Origin of the sequence: Streptomyces sp. NBC_00727, assembly GCF_045161745.1 — a bacterium.
In the GTDB taxonomy this organism is placed as follows: Bacteria; Actinomycetota; Actinomycetes; order Streptomycetales; family Streptomycetaceae; genus Streptomyces.
In genome coordinates, this window is record NZ_CP108981.1 from 1,251,274 (window position 1) to 1,267,925 (window position 16,652).

At 73.1% G+C, this 16,652-nt stretch carries 17 protein-coding genes; 1 reads left to right on the forward strand and 16 read right to left on the reverse strand.

Features of this window, described 5'->3' with window-relative positions; all coding sequences use genetic code 11:
- Positions 1–32: 32 nt before the first annotated feature.
- The 4 genes from OG242_RS05460 to aroH all read right to left on the reverse strand — a co-directional run bounded on the left by OG242_RS05460 (position 33) and on the right by aroH (position 2,979).
- Positions 33–695, reverse strand: a complete 663-nt coding sequence (locus OG242_RS05460; RefSeq protein WP_405897059.1) for a lysophospholipid acyltransferase family protein — start codon at positions 693–695, stop codon at positions 33–35.
- Positions 692–1,408 carry a (d)CMP kinase gene (gene cmk, locus OG242_RS05465; RefSeq protein WP_405897060.1) on the reverse strand — a complete coding sequence of 239 codons (717 nt, stop codon included), beginning with the start codon at positions 1,406–1,408 and terminating at the stop codon, positions 692–694. Before cmk ends, OG242_RS05460 begins: the two co-directional genes overlap by 4 nt.
- 126 nt (positions 1,409–1,534) lie before the next feature.
- Positions 1,535–2,620 carry a prephenate dehydrogenase gene (locus tag OG242_RS05470; protein ID WP_405897061.1) on the reverse strand — a complete coding sequence of 362 codons (1,086 nt, stop codon included), beginning with the start codon at positions 2,618–2,620 and terminating at the stop codon, positions 1,535–1,537.
- Positions 2,617–2,979 (reverse strand): chorismate mutase, encoded by a 363-nt coding sequence (gene aroH / locus OG242_RS05475; RefSeq protein WP_405897062.1) that lies wholly within the window; start codon positions 2,977–2,979, stop codon positions 2,617–2,619. The genes OG242_RS05470 and aroH overlap by 4 nt, the downstream gene beginning before the upstream one ends.
- A gap of 124 nt (positions 2,980–3,103) precedes the next feature.
- Here aroH and OG242_RS05480 point away from each other — a divergent pair, with 124 nt between their 5' ends.
- Positions 3,104–3,805: a DNA polymerase beta superfamily protein gene (locus OG242_RS05480; protein ID WP_405897063.1), complete on the forward strand. Its 702-nt coding sequence runs from the start codon at positions 3,104–3,106 to the stop codon at positions 3,803–3,805.
- Here OG242_RS05480 and OG242_RS05485 read toward each other — a convergent pair.
- The 12 genes from OG242_RS05485 to OG242_RS05540 form a co-directional block, all read right to left on the reverse strand.
- A complete protein-coding gene (locus OG242_RS05485) occupies positions 3,794–4,576 on the reverse strand; it encodes a DNA polymerase beta superfamily protein (protein ID WP_405897064.1) in 783 nt (260 codons plus the stop codon). The two genes, OG242_RS05480 and OG242_RS05485, sit on opposite strands and share 12 nt — an antisense overlap.
- A gap of 3 nt (positions 4,577–4,579) precedes the next feature.
- Positions 4,580–5,596 (reverse strand): ADP-ribosylglycohydrolase family protein, encoded by a 1,017-nt coding sequence (locus OG242_RS05490; RefSeq protein WP_405897065.1) that lies wholly within the window; start codon positions 5,594–5,596, stop codon positions 4,580–4,582.
- Positions 5,593–6,327 (reverse strand): NUDIX hydrolase, encoded by a 735-nt coding sequence (locus OG242_RS05495; protein WP_405897066.1) that lies wholly within the window; start codon positions 6,325–6,327, stop codon positions 5,593–5,595. The genes OG242_RS05490 and OG242_RS05495 overlap by 4 nt, the downstream gene beginning before the upstream one ends.
- Positions 6,324–7,403 carry an AAA family ATPase gene (locus OG242_RS05500; protein WP_405897067.1) on the reverse strand — a complete coding sequence of 360 codons (1,080 nt, stop codon included), beginning with the start codon at positions 7,401–7,403 and terminating at the stop codon, positions 6,324–6,326. Before OG242_RS05500 ends, OG242_RS05495 begins: the two co-directional genes overlap by 4 nt.
- Entirely contained in the window at positions 7,400–8,074 is a 675-nt protein-coding gene (pnuC, locus tag OG242_RS05505) for a nicotinamide riboside transporter PnuC (protein WP_405897068.1), read from the reverse strand. The genes OG242_RS05500 and pnuC overlap by 4 nt, the downstream gene beginning before the upstream one ends.
- Positions 8,075–8,212: 138 nt before the next feature.
- Positions 8,213–9,373, reverse strand: coding sequence for a pseudouridine synthase (locus OG242_RS05510; RefSeq protein WP_405897069.1), 1,161 nt, complete (start codon positions 9,371–9,373; stop codon positions 8,213–8,215).
- Complete coding sequence (gene scpB / locus OG242_RS05515) at positions 9,373–10,014, reverse strand: SMC-Scp complex subunit ScpB (protein ID WP_405897070.1); 642 nt, start codon at positions 10,012–10,014, stop codon at positions 9,373–9,375. Before scpB ends, OG242_RS05510 begins: the two co-directional genes overlap by 1 nt.
- On the reverse strand, positions 10,011–11,009 hold the full coding sequence (locus OG242_RS05520; protein ID WP_405897071.1) for a segregation and condensation protein A: 999 nt from the start codon (positions 11,007–11,009) through the stop codon (positions 10,011–10,013). Before OG242_RS05520 ends, scpB begins: the two co-directional genes overlap by 4 nt.
- 95 nt (positions 11,010–11,104) lie before the next feature.
- Positions 11,105–11,695, reverse strand: coding sequence for a hypothetical protein (locus tag OG242_RS05525; protein ID WP_405897072.1), 591 nt, complete (start codon positions 11,693–11,695; stop codon positions 11,105–11,107).
- Positions 11,692–12,810, reverse strand: a complete 1,119-nt coding sequence (locus OG242_RS05530) for a ParA family protein (protein WP_018523949.1) — start codon at positions 12,808–12,810, stop codon at positions 11,692–11,694. The genes OG242_RS05525 and OG242_RS05530 overlap by 4 nt, the downstream gene beginning before the upstream one ends.
- Positions 12,811–13,176: 366 nt before the next feature.
- Entirely contained in the window at positions 13,177–14,292 is a 1,116-nt protein-coding gene (ald, locus tag OG242_RS05535) for an alanine dehydrogenase (protein ID WP_405901513.1), read from the reverse strand.
- Positions 14,293–14,434: 142 nt separating this feature from the next.
- Complete coding sequence (locus tag OG242_RS05540) at positions 14,435–16,501, reverse strand: tetratricopeptide repeat protein (protein ID WP_405897073.1); 2,067 nt, start codon at positions 16,499–16,501, stop codon at positions 14,435–14,437.
- Positions 16,502–16,652: the final 151 nt, after the last annotated feature.

Here is a 16,652-nt window from a genome sequence, read left to right on the forward strand (position 1 = left end):
GACCACGCAGCGTGCGGTCCACTACTCAAGTCTTACCCGGTGCGCCCGGTGAGGCGCCCGGCGTGCTCCAGGTGGCCGGTCAGCCGGGCCTGGATGCGCAGCGTGGCCTCGTCGAGCGCCTTGCGCGTGCGCCTGCCGCTGCGATCGCCGGCTTCGAAGGGCTCTCCGAAGACGACGTCGACGCGGCTGCGCAGCGGCGGCAGTGCCGATATCAACCGTCCGCGGCGCTCGGTGCTTCCCAGGACGGCCACGGGCACGATCGGCGCCCCGCCGCGTACCGCGAAGTACGCGAGACCGGCGCGCAGCGAGGCGAAGTCCCCGTCGCCCCTGGTGCCCTCGGGAAATATCCCGAGCACCCCGCCGTCCTCCAGCACGCCCAGCGCGCGGGTGATGGCGGTGCGGTCGGCGGTCGTACGGTCCACCTCCAGCTGCCCGATTCCGCGCAGGAACGGGTCCAGGGGGCCGACGAACGCCTCTTTCTTGATCAGGAAGTGGACGGGCCTGGGCGCGGTGCCCATCAGCATCGGCCCGTCGATGTTGTGCGAGTGGTTCACCGCGAGTATGACGGGTCCGGAGGCGGGGACCCGCCAGGCGCCGAGCACGCGGGGCCTGAAGAGCCCGTACATCAGCCCGATCCCGATGCCGCGCCCGACCGCCGCACCACGCGGCGAGGGCGCGCTCGTGGCGTCGGTCACTTCGCGGCCCGCTTCTCCCCGACAAGGGTGACGACGCACTCGATGACCTGCTGGAGCGTCAGCTCGGTGGTGTCCACCTCGACCGCGTCGTCCGCCTTGGCGAGCGGCGAGGTCTTGCGGCCGGAGTCCGCGGCGTCCCGCTTGATCAGCGCCTCCCTGGTGGCGGCGAGATCGGAGCCCTTGACCTCGCCGCTGCGGCGGGCGGCGCGGGCCTCCGGCGACGCGGTGAGGAAGATCTTGATGTCGGCGTCGGGCAGCACGGTGGTGCCGATGTCGCGGCCCTCGACGACGATGCCCTTCTCCGCGCTCGCGGCGATGGTGCGCTGGAGCTCGGTGATCAGGGTGCGCACCTCGGGGACGGCGCTGACTGCGCTGACCTTGGAGGTGACCTCCTGGGTGCGGATCGGGCCGGAGGCGTCCTCGCCGTCGACGGTGATCGTCGGGGCGGCGGGGTCGGTGCCGGAGACGATGACCGGCTTGGCGGCGGCGGTCGCGACCTGGGCCGCGTCCTGCACGTCGACACCGTTGTTCAGCATCCACCAGGTGATGGCGCGGTACTGGGCGCCGGTGTCCAGGTAGCTCAGGCCGAGCTGGGCGGCGACGGCCTTGGAGGTGCTGGACTTGCCGGTGCCGGAGGGGCCGTCGATGGCGACGATCACCGCGGCAGGGGCGGTCCGGACGGCGGCGCTTACGGTTTCCACGGTGGTGGACACCTTCCTGGTGCTCGGGGCGGGCTGGACGGGACGCGTGAACCCGCCCCGCACAAGGTTACCGAGTGCGGGGACGGGTCCGACCACCCCTGTGGACAACTGTGCGACCGGGGTGCCGCGCCACCGGTCCTACTGCCGGATCGACCAGCCCCGCTCGCGGAGGGCGGCGGCCAGGGCCGGGGCGGCGCTGGGTTCGACCATGAGCTGGACGAGCCCGGACTGCTGGCCGGTGGCGTGCTCGATGCGCACGTCCTCGATGTTGGTCCCGGACCGGCCCGCGTCGGCGAAGATCGCCGCCAGCTCGCCGGGCCGGTCGCTGATGAGGACGGCCACGACCTCGTACGAGGCCGGGGCGGCGCCGTGCTTGCCGGGCACCCGGACGCGGCCCGCGTTGCCCCGGCTCAGGACGGAGCGGATGCCCTCCGTGCCGGCCCGCCGCTTGTCCTCGTCGGCGGACTGCAGCCCGCGCAGCGCGGTGACGGTCTCCTCCAGGTCGGCGGCGACGCCGGCGAGGACGTCGGCGACGGGGCCGGGGTTGGCGGACAGGATCTCCACCCACATCCGCGGGTCGGAGGCCGCGATCCTGGTCACGTCCCTGATCCCCTGCCCGCACAGCCGCACCGCGGTCTCGTCGGCGTCCTCCAGCCGGGCGGCGACCATCGACGAGATGAGCTGCGGGGTGTGCGAGACGAGGGCGACGGCCCGGTCGTGCGCGTCGGCGTCCATGACGACCGGCACGGCGCGGCACAGGGCGACCAGTTCGAGCGCCAGGTTCAGCACCTCGGTGTCGGTGTCCCGGGTCGGGGTGAGGACCCAGGGCCGCCCCTCGAAGAGGTCGGCGGTGGCGGCGAGCGGACCGGAGCGCTCCTTGCCGGCCATGGGGTGCGTGCCGATGTAAGGGGTGAGGTCAACCCCCAGCGCCTCCAGCTCGCGGCGGGGCCCGCCCTTCACGCTGGCGACGTCCAGGTAGCCGCGGGCGGCACCGTCACGCATGGCGGCGGCGAGCACGCTCGCGGTGTGGGCGGGCGGTACGGCGACCACGGCCAGGTCGACGCGGCCCTCGGGCAGCTCGGTCGTACCGGCACCGAGCGAGGCGGCGGTCCTGGCCGACTCGGGGTCGTGGTCGACGAGGTGGACGGTGATGCCGCGGCTCGCGAGGGCGAGGGCCGCGGAGGTGCCGACGAGGCCGGTACCGATGACGACGGCGGTTCTCACTGGGCGATGTCCTTGCGCAGGGCGGCGGTGGCGCCGAGGTAGACGTGGTTGATCTCGGCCTTGGACAGATACGTCTCGACGTGCGCGAGAATGCGGACGACCCTGGGCATGGCGCCCTCGATGTCCAGTTCCTGGGCGCAGATCAGCGGTACGTCGACGATCCCGATGCCGCGTGCGGAGGCGGCCGGGAAGTCGCTGTGCAGGTCGGGCGTGGCCGTGAACCAGATGCTGATCAGGTCGTCCGCGACGAGCTCGTTCCGCTCCAGGACGGCCGTGAGCAGGGCGCTGACCTGCTCGCCCATGTGCCCGGCCTCGTCGCGCTCCAGCTGGACGGCTCCACGGACCGCTCGTACCGCCACGTCATGCTCCTCGCTCGTCCCTCTTCGTACGTTTGCGATCAGCGTAGAGGGACGGCGGGGTCCCGTGCCCGCCCGCCCCTTCTGTGAGACGCGCCCGTGCCCGGTCCTCGCGTACCCTCCCGGCATGATCACTCCGGCCGACGAGAACCTGGTGCGCCACCACACGGTCTACTCCTGCGTGATGGGGTCGCGCGCCTTCGGTCTCGCGACGGAGGACAGCGACACCGACCGGCGGGGGGTCTTCCTCGCGCCGACCCCGCTGTTCTGGCGCTTCGTGAAGCCGCCCACGCACATCGAGGGCCCGGCCGACGAGCAGTTCTCCTGGGAGCTGGAACGCTTCTGCGAGCTGGCCCTGCGCGCCAACCCGAACGTGCTGGAGTGTCTGCACTCGCCGCTCGTCGACCACGTCGACGACACCGGCCGCGAACTGCTCGCGCTGCGCGGGGCGTTCCTCTCCCGGCGGGCGCACGACTCGTTCGTACGCTATGCGGTGGCCCAGCGCCGCAAGCTGGAGGCGGACGTCCGCCAGTACGGCGCCCCGCGCTGGAAGCACGCCATGCACCTGCTGCGCCTGCTGGCGAGCTGCCGGGACCTGCTGCGCACCGGCGTCCTGGACATCGAGGTCGGCGAGGCCCGCGAGGACCTGCTCGCGGTCAGGCGGGGCGAGGTCCCCTGGCCCGAGGTGGAACGCCGCATGACCCGCCTCGCCGCCGAGAACGACGAGGCGGCCACCGCCTCCCCCCTGCCCGCCGAACCGGACCGGACCCGCGTGGAGGACTTCCTGATCCGCACACGCCGGACGTCGGCGGCGGCCTCAGCGCTCTGAGAGCCGGGCCCGCACCACGAGCGCGTGGAGCGCGTCGAAGCCCCCTGGCGCGTCCGGGAGCCTTGACGCCTCCTGCGCCGCGTCCAGGACCCGGTGCAGCGCCTCGACGTCCCGGCCCACCGCCGCCGCGTCCACGCCGTCCGCTCCCCCGTGTTCGGCCTCCGCCTTGGCCTCGATCAGGCCGGGCAGGAAGCCGGGCGCCTCGACACGGGCGAGGAGCGTCGGCAGGTGGGCCAGCACCTCACCGCTGCGCATCAGGTGGATGCCGGTGAGCAGCGCCCGGAAGGTGTACAGGAGCGGCTTGAGCTCGCCGGTCCGCTCGAAGAGCCGCCACTGGGTGTTGGCGAACCCCCGGTAGTGGTGGGCGTGGTTGCGGGTGAGGACCTGCGGGGCAAGGGCCACCAGCTCGGCGTGCAGCCGGCTGGTGCGTACGACCAGCGGCGAGAGCAGCTGCTCCAGCACGTAGCCGTTCGGTTTCAGCATCAGCCGTACGAACTTGCGCAGGTCGTGCGTGACGAGGTCCATCTCCACCCCGTCCCGGTCCCACATCCGTGTGCAGGTCTCCTCGGGCTCCCGCAGCCCCACGAGGTCGTCCGCGGGGAGCAGATGGACCCCGCGCATGTCCACGTCCGAGTCCCGCGACGGGAATCCGTACAGATGCGCTCCGGAGACCGTGGCGAACAGCAGCGGGTGGCGTTCGCCGGCGAGGGCCGGGCCGAGGCCGGTGACCGGGAGACCGGCCTCCTGGAGCAGAGTGGTGTGCGAAGGCATGGCTCAAGCGTCCCAGAGCGCCCCGAGCTCCAGCAGCTCGTCCCGGTACTCGATGCGCTCCACCCATGCGGCCGGCCAGGCGCCGGGGCCCAGGTGTGCACCGGCCAGCGCGCCGGCCAGGCAGGCGATCGAGTCCGAGTCGCCGCGGGTGCAGGCGGCCCGGCGCAGGGCGGTGACGGGTTCGTCCGGGAAGAGCAGGAAGCAGTGCAGGGCGGTGGCGAGGGCCTCCTCGGCGATCCAGCCGTCACCGGTGGCCTCGCAGGGGTCGGTCTCAGGGGACGGGTTGCGCAGGGCCACGCGCACGTTCTCCAGCATGGCCAGGCACTCGTCCCAGCCCCGGGTGATGAAGGACTCGGGCGAGGCGTCGTGCGTGTGGTGCCACAGGTCGCCGAGCCAGCGGTCGAGGTAGCGGCCGCGGTTCTCGTAGGCGTACGAACGGAGTTGGCCGATCAGGCCCAGCGGTTCGGCGCCCTGGGCGAGCAGGTGCACCGCGTGGGCCGTCAGGTCGGATGCGGCGAGCGCGGTCGGGTGGCCGTGGGTCAGGGCCGACTGGAGCTGGGCGGCGCCGGAGCGCTGCTCGTCGGTGAGGCCGGGCGCGAGCCCGATGGGCGCGACGCGCATGTTGGCGCCGCAGCCCTTGGAGCCGGTCCGGCTCGCCTCCTGCCAGGCGCGGTCGCCGTCGAGCAGGTGGCAGGCCTCCAGGCAGGTACGGCCGGGGGCGCGGTTGTTGTCGGGCGAGTGGTACCAGTCCACGTACTCCTCGCGCACCGGGCGGGCCAGCCGCAGCCCGGTGAGCGGGCCCCGGTCCATGGCGGTGCGCAGGCCCCGGCCCAGGGCCAGGGTCATCTGGGTGTCGTCGGTGACGAAGGCCGGCTTCGGCAGCTCCATCTCCCGCCAGGGCCCGCACTTGGCGAGGATCGACGGCACGTCGTTGAACTCGGTGGGGAACCCCAGCGCGTCGCCGAGCGCGAGCCCGGTCAGCGCGCCGGTCGCGGCGCCCTTCGTACGGGTGGTGGTCATGCGTGCCGTCCTTCCGGTCGCAGCAGCGGGGGGTGGAGTGCGGTGGCGTCGCCCGCGCGGTATAGGGCGGCGGGTTTGCCCCGGCCGCCGGTGCGGCGGGGGGCGCCTTCGGCGGGCTGGACGAAGCCCGGGGTCGCGAGGACCTTGCGGCGGAAGTTGGGGCGGTCCAGCTCGACGCCCCAGACCGTCTCGTAGACCTGTTGCAGCTCGCCGAGGGTGAAGTGGGGCGGGCAGAACGCGGTGGCCAGGCAGGTGTATTCGAGCTTGGCGCCGACCCGGTCGCGGGCGTCCGCGAGGATGCGGTCGTGGTCGAAGGCGAGGGTGCCCGTCCCGGCGGCGTCCCACCACCGGGCGCCCGCCGCGTCGCCCCCGCCGCGCGGCTCGGGCAGGTCGGGCACGAGGGCGGTGTGGGCGACGGAGACGACGCGCATCCTGGGGTCGCGGTCCGGGTCGCTGTAGGTGCGCAGCTGCTCCAGGTGGAGGCCCGAGACGGTGTCGTCGCTCAGCCCGGTCTCCTCGGCCAGTTCGCGGCGGGCGGCGGCCCCGGCGGACTCGCGGGGCAGCAGGAAGCCGCCGGGCAGCGCCCAGTGGCCCTTGTACGGTTCCGCGCCGCGTTCGACCAGCAGGACGTGCAGCCGGGAGTCGCGGACGGTGAACACCGCCAGGTCGACGGTGACCGCGAACGGCTCGAAGGCGTGCCGGTCGTAGCCCTCGGGGGCCACGGCGCTCATCGGTGCTCCGGGAGCGGTGCGGCGAAGTCCCAGCCCTCGGCGAGCAGTGCGTCGACGGCCTCCACGGCGCGGGCCAGGCGCGTCTCACGGCTGCCGGTCAGCTCGATGAACGGCCTCCCGGTGCGGGTGAGTTCGGCCCGGAACCGGTCGGTCATCCAGGGACGCAGCTCCTCGCCGTCGCGCAGCCCGTCGTCCTCGAAGGCCACGCCCTCGTGGTCGGTGAGCAGCCACAGGTGGTGGCGGGCCCGGTCGGCGATGCGCTCGACGAGGGGGTTGCGGCCGCCGACGTACCGCTCGTGCCACACGGTCGTCGCGAAGGAGTCCGTGTCGCAGACGAGCACCGGGGAGCCGGTGCGGGCCGCCTCCTCCTCGCGGGCGTTCTGGGTCTCCGCGATGTGCGGGAAGTCGTGGGTGGAGAGGGTGACGTCCTCCCACTGGGCCCGGGGCCACCGCTCGCGCAGCTCGGCCAGCTTCCGTTCGCTGAACTCGCGCCCGTACTCGGCCACGTACCCCGTGTGCGCCCAGACGCCGCCGCGCTGGCGGTAGTGGGCGGCCAGCGCGCGGGCCAGCGTGGTGGTGCCGGTGGACTCCGCGCCGAGGACGACGACGCGGCGGGCGAGCGCCGCCCGGACCGGCGCTTCGAGGAAGCCCCAGCAGCCGGCCGGGTCCGCGCGGACGGCGGTGCCGGAGACCGGGTACGCGGTGCGGTCGGGGTCGACGCAGACGGACTCGGCGCCGAAGCGGCGGGCCAGCTCGTCCCCGTACGACTCCGAGGTGAAGACGGCGTCCACGCGCTCGGGCACGGCGGCGGTGAAGACCGCCATGTGGGCGTCCCAGATCGCCGGGTCGTGGAGGTCCATGCGGGTGTCGTCGACGGCACCGACCACCGTCACGTCGGGGTGCGCCTCGCGCATCCAGGCGACCCGGTCGGCCAGCGGGACGGACTCCACCGAGGCGGCGCAGACCAGGACCGTCAGCCGTTCGCAGCGGGCGGCGGCGGTGCGGACGAGGTGGTGGTGGCCGGCGTGCGGCGGGTAGAACTTGCCGAGCACGAGTCCGTGCGGGTAGCGCTTCATGCCAGGGCCCCGGGGTCTGCATTGAGTGCCCCGGCGGGTCGCGGGCCGGCTGCGGTCAGGTCGCGGCGCCAGTTGCGCAGGCCGATCAGGCACAGCGTCAGGAAGCCGACGTACAGCAGCGAGGTCAGGTACAGCTCCTTGTACGCGTACAGCGGGATGTACACGATGTCGGCGGCGATCCACAGCCACCAGGACTCGACGAGCTTGCGGCACTGCCCGTAGGTGGCGGCGAGCGACAGCGCGGTGGTCAGCGCGTCCCAGAACGGCACGGTCGAGTCGGTCGCCCGGTCCAGCAGGAGGGTCAGCGCCACGGTCCCCACCGCCCCCGCCGCGAGCAGCCCGGTCCACTCGGTGCGCGTGGTGCGCCGCACCGGCAGCCCGTCCGTCCCTGGTCCACCCCCGTGGGTCCAGGTCCACCAGCCGTACGCGGCGAGGGCGATGAAGACGATCTGGAGTCCGGCGTCGGCGTACAGGCCGGACTGGGTGAACAGCAGGATGAAGAAGAGGTTGTTGGCGATGCCGATCGGCCAGTTGGCGAGGTGCTGGCGGGCCACGAGCCAGACGCACAGCGCCCCGCTGCCGAAGCCCAGCACCTCGGTCCAGCTGACCGGGGTGTCCAGGACCGTCACCAGGGGTTGCTGCAGGGGATCGAGTATGTCCGCGAGACTCACGCCCACCTCCTTAATAGTCACTATGACCATAAAGGCTCGGCGGGGCGTGCGAAAGGCCCGCGGCCGGTTCCTTCCGGAAAAATTCCGGGGAACCGGCCGCGGGCCTTCGGGTGCTGCGTTCGGGCTTACGCAGACGGGCTACAGGCCGACCTCGCGCATCAGCATGCCCACCTCGGTGTTGGTGAGCCGGCGCAGCCAGCCCGACTTCTGGTCGCCCAGCGCGATCGGGCCGAAGCCGGTCCGCACGAGCCGCTCGACGGGGAAGCCCGCCTCGGCCAGCATGCGGCGCACGATGTGCTTGCGGCCCTCGTGCAGGGTCACCTCGACCAGGTAGTTCTTGCCGGTGTTCTCCACGACGCGGAAGTGGTCGGCGCGGGCGTACCCGTCCTCCAGCTGGATGCCGTCCTTGAGCCGCTTGCCCAGGTCGCGCGGGAGCGGGCCCTGGATGGCCGCCAGGTACGTCTTCTTCACGCCGTACCTGGGGTGGGTGAGACGGTGGGCCAGCTCGCCGTGGTTGGTGAGCATGATGATGCCCTCGGTCTCGGTGTCCAGCCGGCCGACGTGGAAGAGCCGCGTCTCGCGGTTGGTGACGTAGTCGCCGAGGCACTGGCGCCCGTCCGGGTCCTCCATGGAGGCGACGACACCGGCCGGCTTGTTCAGCGCGAAGAACAGGTAGGACTGGGTGGCGACGGTCAGCCCGTCGACCTTGATCTCGTCCTTGTGCACGTCGACGCGCATGCCCTGCTCGACGACGATCTCGCCGTTCACCTCGACCCTGCTCTGGTCGATCAGCTCCTCGCAGGCGCGGCGCGAGCCCATGCCGGCGCGGGCGAGGACCTTCTGCAGCCGCTCGCCCTCCTGCTCGGCGCCCGGGTGCGTCTTGGGCGTCTTGATCTCGGGCTTGTTCGCGTACCGGTCGCGGTTGCGCTGCTCGATCTTGGCGTCCAGCTCGCGCGGACGCGCCGGGGCGCCGTACGGGCCGCGCCGGGGGCCGCCCTTGGAGCCGCCGCCCTGGGGGCTCTTGGGGCCCCCCTTGGCGCCGCCCCGGGCCGCGGCGCCGCGGCCCTTGCGGGCGCCGTCGCCGCCGGGCTTGTCGGAGCCCACGTCGTAGCGGCGCTCCTCGGGCCTGGGCTTGCGGGGACGCTCCTCGTTCCGGCGGTCCTCGCGCTCCGAGCGGGGGGTCCGCGCGTTCGGGTTGCTGTTCCTGCCGGTGCCGCTGTTGTTCCTGCCGCTCCGGCCCCCGCCGCTGCCGCCGCTCCTGCCGCCGCCGCTACCGCTGTTCCTGCCACTGCTTCGCATCAAAAGTCCGTCTTGTCGTCTGCGTGAGTTTCCGGGGTGTCCGGTGCGTCCGGATCGAACGACGGCACACCCTCTGGCGTCTCGGCCTCGATCGCGTCCGCCTCGGGGAGGAAGGGCGCGAGCTCCGGGAGCTCATCCAGGCCACGCAGGCCCATCCGCTCCAGAAAGTAGTTCGTCGTCCTGTACAGGATCGCACCTGTTTCGGGTTCCGTGCCCGCCTCCTCGACCAGACCCCTCTGCAGCAGGGTCCGCATGACCCCGTCGCAGTTCACCCCGCGCACCGCCGAGACCCGCGACCGGCTCACCGGCCGGCGGTACGCGACCACCGCCAGGGTCTCCAGCGCCGCCTGGGTCAGCCGGGCGTGCTGGCCGTCCAGGACGAAGCCCTCGACGGCCGCCGCGTACTCGGGCCGGGTGTAGAACCGCCAGCCGCCCGCGACGAGCCGGAGGTCGAAGCCGCGCCGCTGCACGGTGTACTCGTCGGCCAGCTCCCGCAGCGCGGCCGCCACGGCCCGCCTGGGCCGCTCCAGCACCTTGGCCAGGTGCTCCTCGGTGGCGGGCTCGTCGACGACCATGAGGACGGCCTCGAGGGCGGGCTTGAGGTCGAGGTCCGCGACCGCGGAGCCGGCGGGGTCCTTCATGGCGTCTCGTCCTCCGGAGTCTCGGAGGCGCCCGGGGTGCCCGGGGCCTCCTGGTCGAATTCGTCCGTCACCGTGGGCTGCGCTCCCTCGGCCCCGGCCCAGCGCACCAGCAGCTCGCCGAGCGCCACGTCCTGGTCCAGGGCGACGGCCTTCTCCCGGTACAGCTCCAGCAGGGCGAGGAAGCGGGCGACGACGGTGAGGGTGTCCGGTGCGTCCTCGGTCAGCGCCCGGAAGGTGAGCTCGCCCGCCTCGCGGACCCGGGCCACCACGATGCCCGCCTGCTCGCGCACGCTGACCAGCGGGGCGTGGATGTGGTCGACGTACACCTGCGGCCGGGGCTTCGGCTGCATCGCCTTCACGGCCAGCCTGGCGAAGCCCTCGGCGCCGATGCTGATGACGACGTCCGGCAGCAGTTCGGCGTGGTGCGGTTCGAGGCCGACGGTACGGGGGTAGCGGCGCGCCTCCGATTCGAGCCGGCCGCTGAAGATCTCGGCGACGCGCTTGTACGCGCGGTACTGGAGGAGCCGCGCGAAGAGCAGGTCCCTGGCCTCCAGGAGCGCCAGGTCCGCCTCGTCCTCCACCTCGGCCGCGGGGAGCAGCCGGGCGGCCTTCAGATCGAGGAGGGTGGCGGCGACCACCAGGAACTCGGTCGTCTGGTCCAGGTCCCAGTCGGGGCCCATCGCCCGGATGTGGGCCATGAACTCGTCGGTGACCTTGGACAGTGCGACCTCGGTCACATCCAGCTTGTGCCTGGAGATCAGCTGGAGCAGCAGGTCGAAGGGCCCCTCGAAGTTCGCCAGCCGCACTTTGAACCGGCCGTCGTCGGCGGCTGGGGCCTCCCCGGGCGCCTCGGTGGCCGGTACGGGCGCCTCGGCCGCCTCCTCCGGTGCGGGCTCCTCGGCAGGCGCGGCCGTCTCCGCGGGCACGCCCCCCGCCCCCGGCCCGCGGCCCAGGGGGCGGCGGGCGGTTCGGGCGGGCTCGTCGGGTGTCGGCATGGAGGTCCAGGGTGCGCGGTGCGGGATACGGCGGCGGGCGGCGGCCCGTACGGAAGGGGGCGGGCCCTCCGGGCAGGCTACCGGCGCCGTACCGGTCAGCGGCCGCGCAGCCGCCGTACGAGGATGCTCGCGTCGCCGCGCGACTCCAGGTCCGCCAGGACGACGGCGACCGCCTCGCGGACGATCCGCCCCCGGTCCACCGCGAGGCCGTGCTCGCCGCGCAGGACGAGGCGCGCGTGCTCCAGGTCCATCAGCTCCTCGGCGGAGACGTAGACCGTGATCTTCTCGTCGTGGCGCTCGCGTCCGCTGGGCCGCCGGTTGGCGCCGCGTCCGCCGCCGCGCCTGCGCTGCTGCTGCACGACGGGGGCCTGCGGCGGCTCCTGCGCGGCGGGCTGCTGCGGGCGGCGGCCGGCCTGTGCGGCGACCGCGACCCGGTCGGCTTCGGCGGACCGGCTGCGCGAGTCGCCCGGGTCGGCGCCGGCCGCCGAGTGCTCCTGGCGCGCGGGGGCGGTGCCGGGGTCCGGGGCGGTCTCCCCCGGCGCGTCGGTCCCGGGTTCGTTCTCACCGGCCGGAGCCGGCACCCGGGCCTCGCCGTTCGCCCTGCGCCTCCGTTCTGCGGGCGACGAGGCCTGCAGCCCCATCCCCCCGGTCGTACGGAACAGTTCGTCGGCCCCGGGCAGACTCACTCGGCGTGACACCGGGCGAGCACCTCCCTGGCGAGCTGGCGATAGGCGGCGGCACCGACCGAGTTGGAGGCGTACGTGGTGATGGGCTCACCGGCGACCGTGGTCTCCGGGAAGCGGACCGTGCGCCCGATGACCGTGTGGTAGACGTGGTCGTCAAAGGCCTCGACGACGCGCGCCAGGACCTCGCGGCTGTGCACCGTGCGGGAGTCGTACATGGTGGCGAGGATGCCGTCGAGCTCCAGGTCGGGGTTGAGCCGCTCCTGGACCTTCTCGATGGTCTCGGTGAGCAGCGCCACCCCGCGCAGCGCGAAGAACTCGCACTCGAGCGGGACTATCACCTTGTGCGCGGCGGTCAGCGCGTTCACCGTGAGCAGGCCGAGCGAGGGCTGACAGTCGATCACGATGTAGTCGTAGTCGGCCATCAGCGGCTTCAGGGCGCGCTGCAGCGTGGACTCCCGGGCCACCTCGCTGACGAGCTGCACCTCGGCCGCGGAGAGGTCGATGTTGCTGGGCAGCAGGTCCATGTTGGGGACCGCGGTCTTCAGCAGGACCTCGTCGGCCGCCATGCCCCGCTCCATGAGCAGGTTGTAGACGGTGAGGTCGAGCTCCATCGGGTTGACCCCGAGGCCGACCGACAGGGCACCCTGCGGGTCGAAGTCGACGAGCAGGACGCGTCGTCCGTACTCGGCGAGTGCCGCGCCCAGGTTGATGGTCGACGTGGTCTTGCCGACGCCGCCCTTCTGGTTGCACATCGCGATGATCTTCGCGGGGCCGTGATCGGTCAGCGGGCCCGGGATCGGGAAGTAGGGCAGGGGGCGGCCGGTCGGGCCGATCCGCTCGCGGCGCTGCCGGGCGGCGTCCGGCGCGAGCGTGGCCGCGTACTCCGGATCGGGCTCGTATTCGGCGTCGGGGTCGTAGAAGTGCCCCTGGGGCGTCTCGTCGAAGTCGGCGAGGCGGGCGGTGTCCCGGCCACTCTCGTTGCCGGCCATGGCGTTCACGTGTAGGCCGTCCATCATCTGGGGGGCTGTCGTCATGTGCTGGTGGGTGGCGAAGGCGCGGACAGCGACGGAGCCGACAGCCTCCAGCCCGTTCGGGCTCTGGCCCCGCGCAGGCATCCCTGGATGAACACCCCCGGGAGTAATTGTCGACTCATTCACAAGTCGTCTTACCTCCTTGGACATGACCAGGAACTTATCGATAGGTCAGCGTGGCACCATGCCGACGATTGGCGACTCTATGGCGTGCCCCCTGTCCGCAGCAACACAATCCGCCGGACCCGGCCCGTTGTGTCGGCAATCGAACGCCCCGCTGTCAAGGGCGCGCAACCCTCGGTGCGCACTTTTCCCGAGTGTACGAAACGGTTAAAGGGCCACGTTCGAGACGAGTTGCCCGGGGGCGCGCGCGGCCCGGCATGCGTCCGGCCGGACCTCGGTGACAAGGTCCGGCCGGACGCACGGAGTTGACGAAGGGGTTGACCCCGGTCAGCCGATGAGCGTGTTCAGGTCGACGTGGTCAAGGCCGTGCGCCTCGGCCACCTCGCGGTAAACGACCTGCCCGTCATGGGTGTTGAGGCCCTTGGCCAGCGCGGCATCGCGGCGCAGCGCCTCCACCCAGCCCCGGTTCGCGAGCTCCACGATGTAGGGAAGCGTCGCGTTGGTGAGGGCGTACGTCGAGGTGTTGGGCACCGCGCCGGGCATGTTCGCGACGCAGTAGAAGACCGAGTCGTGCACCCGGAAGGTCGGCTCGGCGTGCGTCGTCGGATGCGAGTCCTCGAAGCATCCGCCCTGATCAATCGCAATGTCGACAAGTACACTTCCGGGCTTCATCTTGGCGACGAGCTCGTTGGTGACCAGCTTCGGGGCCTTGGCTCCGGGGATCAGCACGGCGCCGACGACGAGGTCGGCCTCGACGACGGCCTTCTCCAGCTCGAAGGCGTTGGAGACGACGGTCTGCACCTTGGTGCCGAAGACCTTGTCCGCCTCACGGAGCTTGTTGATGTCCTTGTCGAGCAGCGTGACGTGGAAGCCGAGGCCGACGGCGATCTGGGTGGCGTTCCAGCCGGAGACGCCGCCGCCGATGACGACGGCCCGGCCGGCCGCCGTACCCGGGACACCGCCCGGCAGCACGCCGCGGCCGCCGGCCGAGCGCATCAGGTGGTACGCGCCGACCTGCGGGGCCAGCCGGCCCGCGACCTCGGACATCGGGGCGAGCAGCGGCAGCGCGCGGTTCGCGGTCTCGACGGTCTCGTACGCGATGGCGGTGGTGCCCGACTCGAGCAGGGCGTCGGTGCACGCGCGGGAGGCGGCGAGGTGCAGGTAGGTGAAGAGGGTCTGGCCCTTGCGGAGGCGGTGGTACTCCTCGGCGACCGGCTCCTTGACCTTGAGCAGCAGATCCGCGGTGGCCCAGACCTCGTCGGCGGTGGGCAGGATGCTCGCGCCGGCCGCGACGTACTCCTCGTCCGTGATGGAGGAGCCCGCTCCGGCGCTCTGCTCGACGACGACCTGGTGGCCGTGGCGGACGAGCTCATGCACACCGGCAGGCGTGATCGCCACGCGGAACTCGTTGTTCTTCACTTCGCGGGGGATGCCGACCTTCATGTCGATCACGGTCCTTGGCTCAGAGGGTAATCCGGGCACAGCAATGCAAAAAGGGTAGATGCATCACATGTGAAGGCACCGCGAACGGCCGCGGTACAGCCAGTCTAATGAAGGGCTTCCCGCTGTCTAGCCTTGCAAAGCATTATTTTTCCGCCGAAGCACTGCGGGTTTCGCAGGTCCCACTCGCCCCGCCCAGCAATCTTTCGGCCGTACCCCGGTGCAGCCCGGCCGCCGCCGGGTCACCGAGGCGGTCCAGGGTGTCCGCCAGCCGGAGCTCCAGCGCGGCCTGCAGCCGTACGTCCTTGGCCCGGCGGGCCCACTCCACCGCCTCCCGGCAGGTGCGCAGCGACTCCTGCGGCCGGCCCGCGTACTCCTGGACCCGGGCCATCTCACTGAGCGCACGGGCCTGGGCGGGCAGGTCGCCGAGCCTGCGGTGGCCCGCCGCGGCGGCCCGCCAGTTCCGCAGCGCCTCGCCGTACCGCCCGGCGTAGGTGTGGACCGTGCCGAGCCGCCCGTAGAGGCGCGCCGCCTCGGCCCGCTCGCCCTGGGTGAGGCGCTGGGCGAGCGCCCGCCCGTACCAGTCGGAGGCCCGGGGGTAGTCCCCCAGCTCCGCGTAGGCGCCGCCCACCGACTCCATGGCCCGCCCGGTGGCGTACGGGTCCTTCGCGGCCCGCCCGGCGTCCAGCGCCTCCCGGTAGCGGGCCAGCGCCTCCTTCGTCCGGCCCGTCCCGGCGTCCAGGTCGGCCAGGTTGAGCAGGGCCGCCGCCCGTTCGCGGGGCAGGTCGCGGCGCTCCGCCACGGCCAGCACCAGGCCGTGCAGGGCGTACAGGTCGGGCGCGGCGGCGTCGGTGCCCTCGTGCGCGGCGAGCGCCCGCACCAGCGCGGCGACCAGCCGGCGGGCCAGCGTGTCGAGTTCGCCGTCCTCGACGGCGGCCCGGGCGGCGGCCAGCAGGGCGGGTCTGCGGGCGCGCAGCCAGGCGGCGGCCGCCTCGGGGTTCGGGAAGCGCAGCGAGCGCGGGAGCCCGGCGAGCTTGCGGCGGGACGGGGAGCCCTCGGGGTCGGTGACGGCCCGGCAGGACTGGAGCAGGCGCACGGTGCGCTCCAGCATCCGGGCGCGGGCGAGCTGGATCTCGGCCGGGCGGTCCCGGTCCTCCAGGAGCGCCCGCAGCAGCCCGGCGAGGCACCCCGGCACCTCGTACTGCGGCTCCTCGACGCACTCGCGGCGCAGCAGGCCGAGCTTCACGAAGTCGTCGAGGGTGGTCCGGGCGGCCGAGACCGAGCAGCCGGCCAGCGCCGAGGCGGTGTGGGCGTCGGCGAGCCCGCCGGGGGCGAGGGCGAGCAGTCGCAGTATCCGGGCGGCTGTGGCCGGCAGCGAGTCGTGGACGAGACGGAAGGCGCGGGTCAGCGGACGGGCGGCGCCGGCGGGCGGCTCGGGGTCGTCCGGCAGGGCGCGCAGCTGCCGCCCGGCGTCGGCCACCGAGGCGGTCGGGCGGGCGGCGAGCCAGCCCCCGATCAGGACCAGCGCGGCCGGCTGCCCGCCGCACTCCTCGGCCATGGTCTGGGCGGTCAGCGGGTCGACGGTGATCCTGACCTGGCCGGTCGCGCGCCCGAGCAGTTCGACGGCGGAGCCCGCGTCCAGGCCGCCGATGGTGCAGGGCCGGACGCCGGGGATACCGGTCAGCGGGCCCTCGGAGACGGCGACGACCAGGCAGTCCGGGTTGTCGGGGAGCAGCGGGTCGACCTGTGCGGCGTCGGGTGCGTCGTCGAGCAGGAGCAGCACCCGGCGGTCGGCCAGGGCCTCGCGGACCATCCCGGTCAGCTCGTCCGCGTCCGCGCCGGGCGGTCCGGTCAGGTCCAGCTGGCCGAGGAGGTCGCGGGCGGCGCTTTCGGTGGGGACGGGGGCGCCACCGGTCTCGGTGAGCCGGACGCGGAGCAGCCCGTCGGGGTAGTCGCCGGTCTCCAGGAGCCGGCGGGCCAGTTCGGCGGCCAGTGCGGTGCGGCCGGAGCCGGGGCGTCCGGCGATCAGGAGGACCCGGGCACGGGCGCTGCGGCGGCCGGCCATGGTGTCGAGTCCAGTGCGCACGATGTCGTCGCGCAGTTCCTTCAACTCGCGTTCGCGGCCGAAGAATCGGACCGGTTCCCGGACGGCGGGCGCCTCGGTACCCGCTGCCTCGGCCGGGCCGCTGGTGTCCACCGCCTGATCCGTCACGGGCCACGCTCCACTTCGCTGCACGCGTCGCCCGCCGGGACTCCGGTCCGGGCAATCGAAGCGTAGTTCAGGCGGGTGGGCGGAAAAGGGGGAGCGCGACCCGGACATCCCCCGATCGGATCAGCATCTTTTACGATCGGGAGATGCGCGG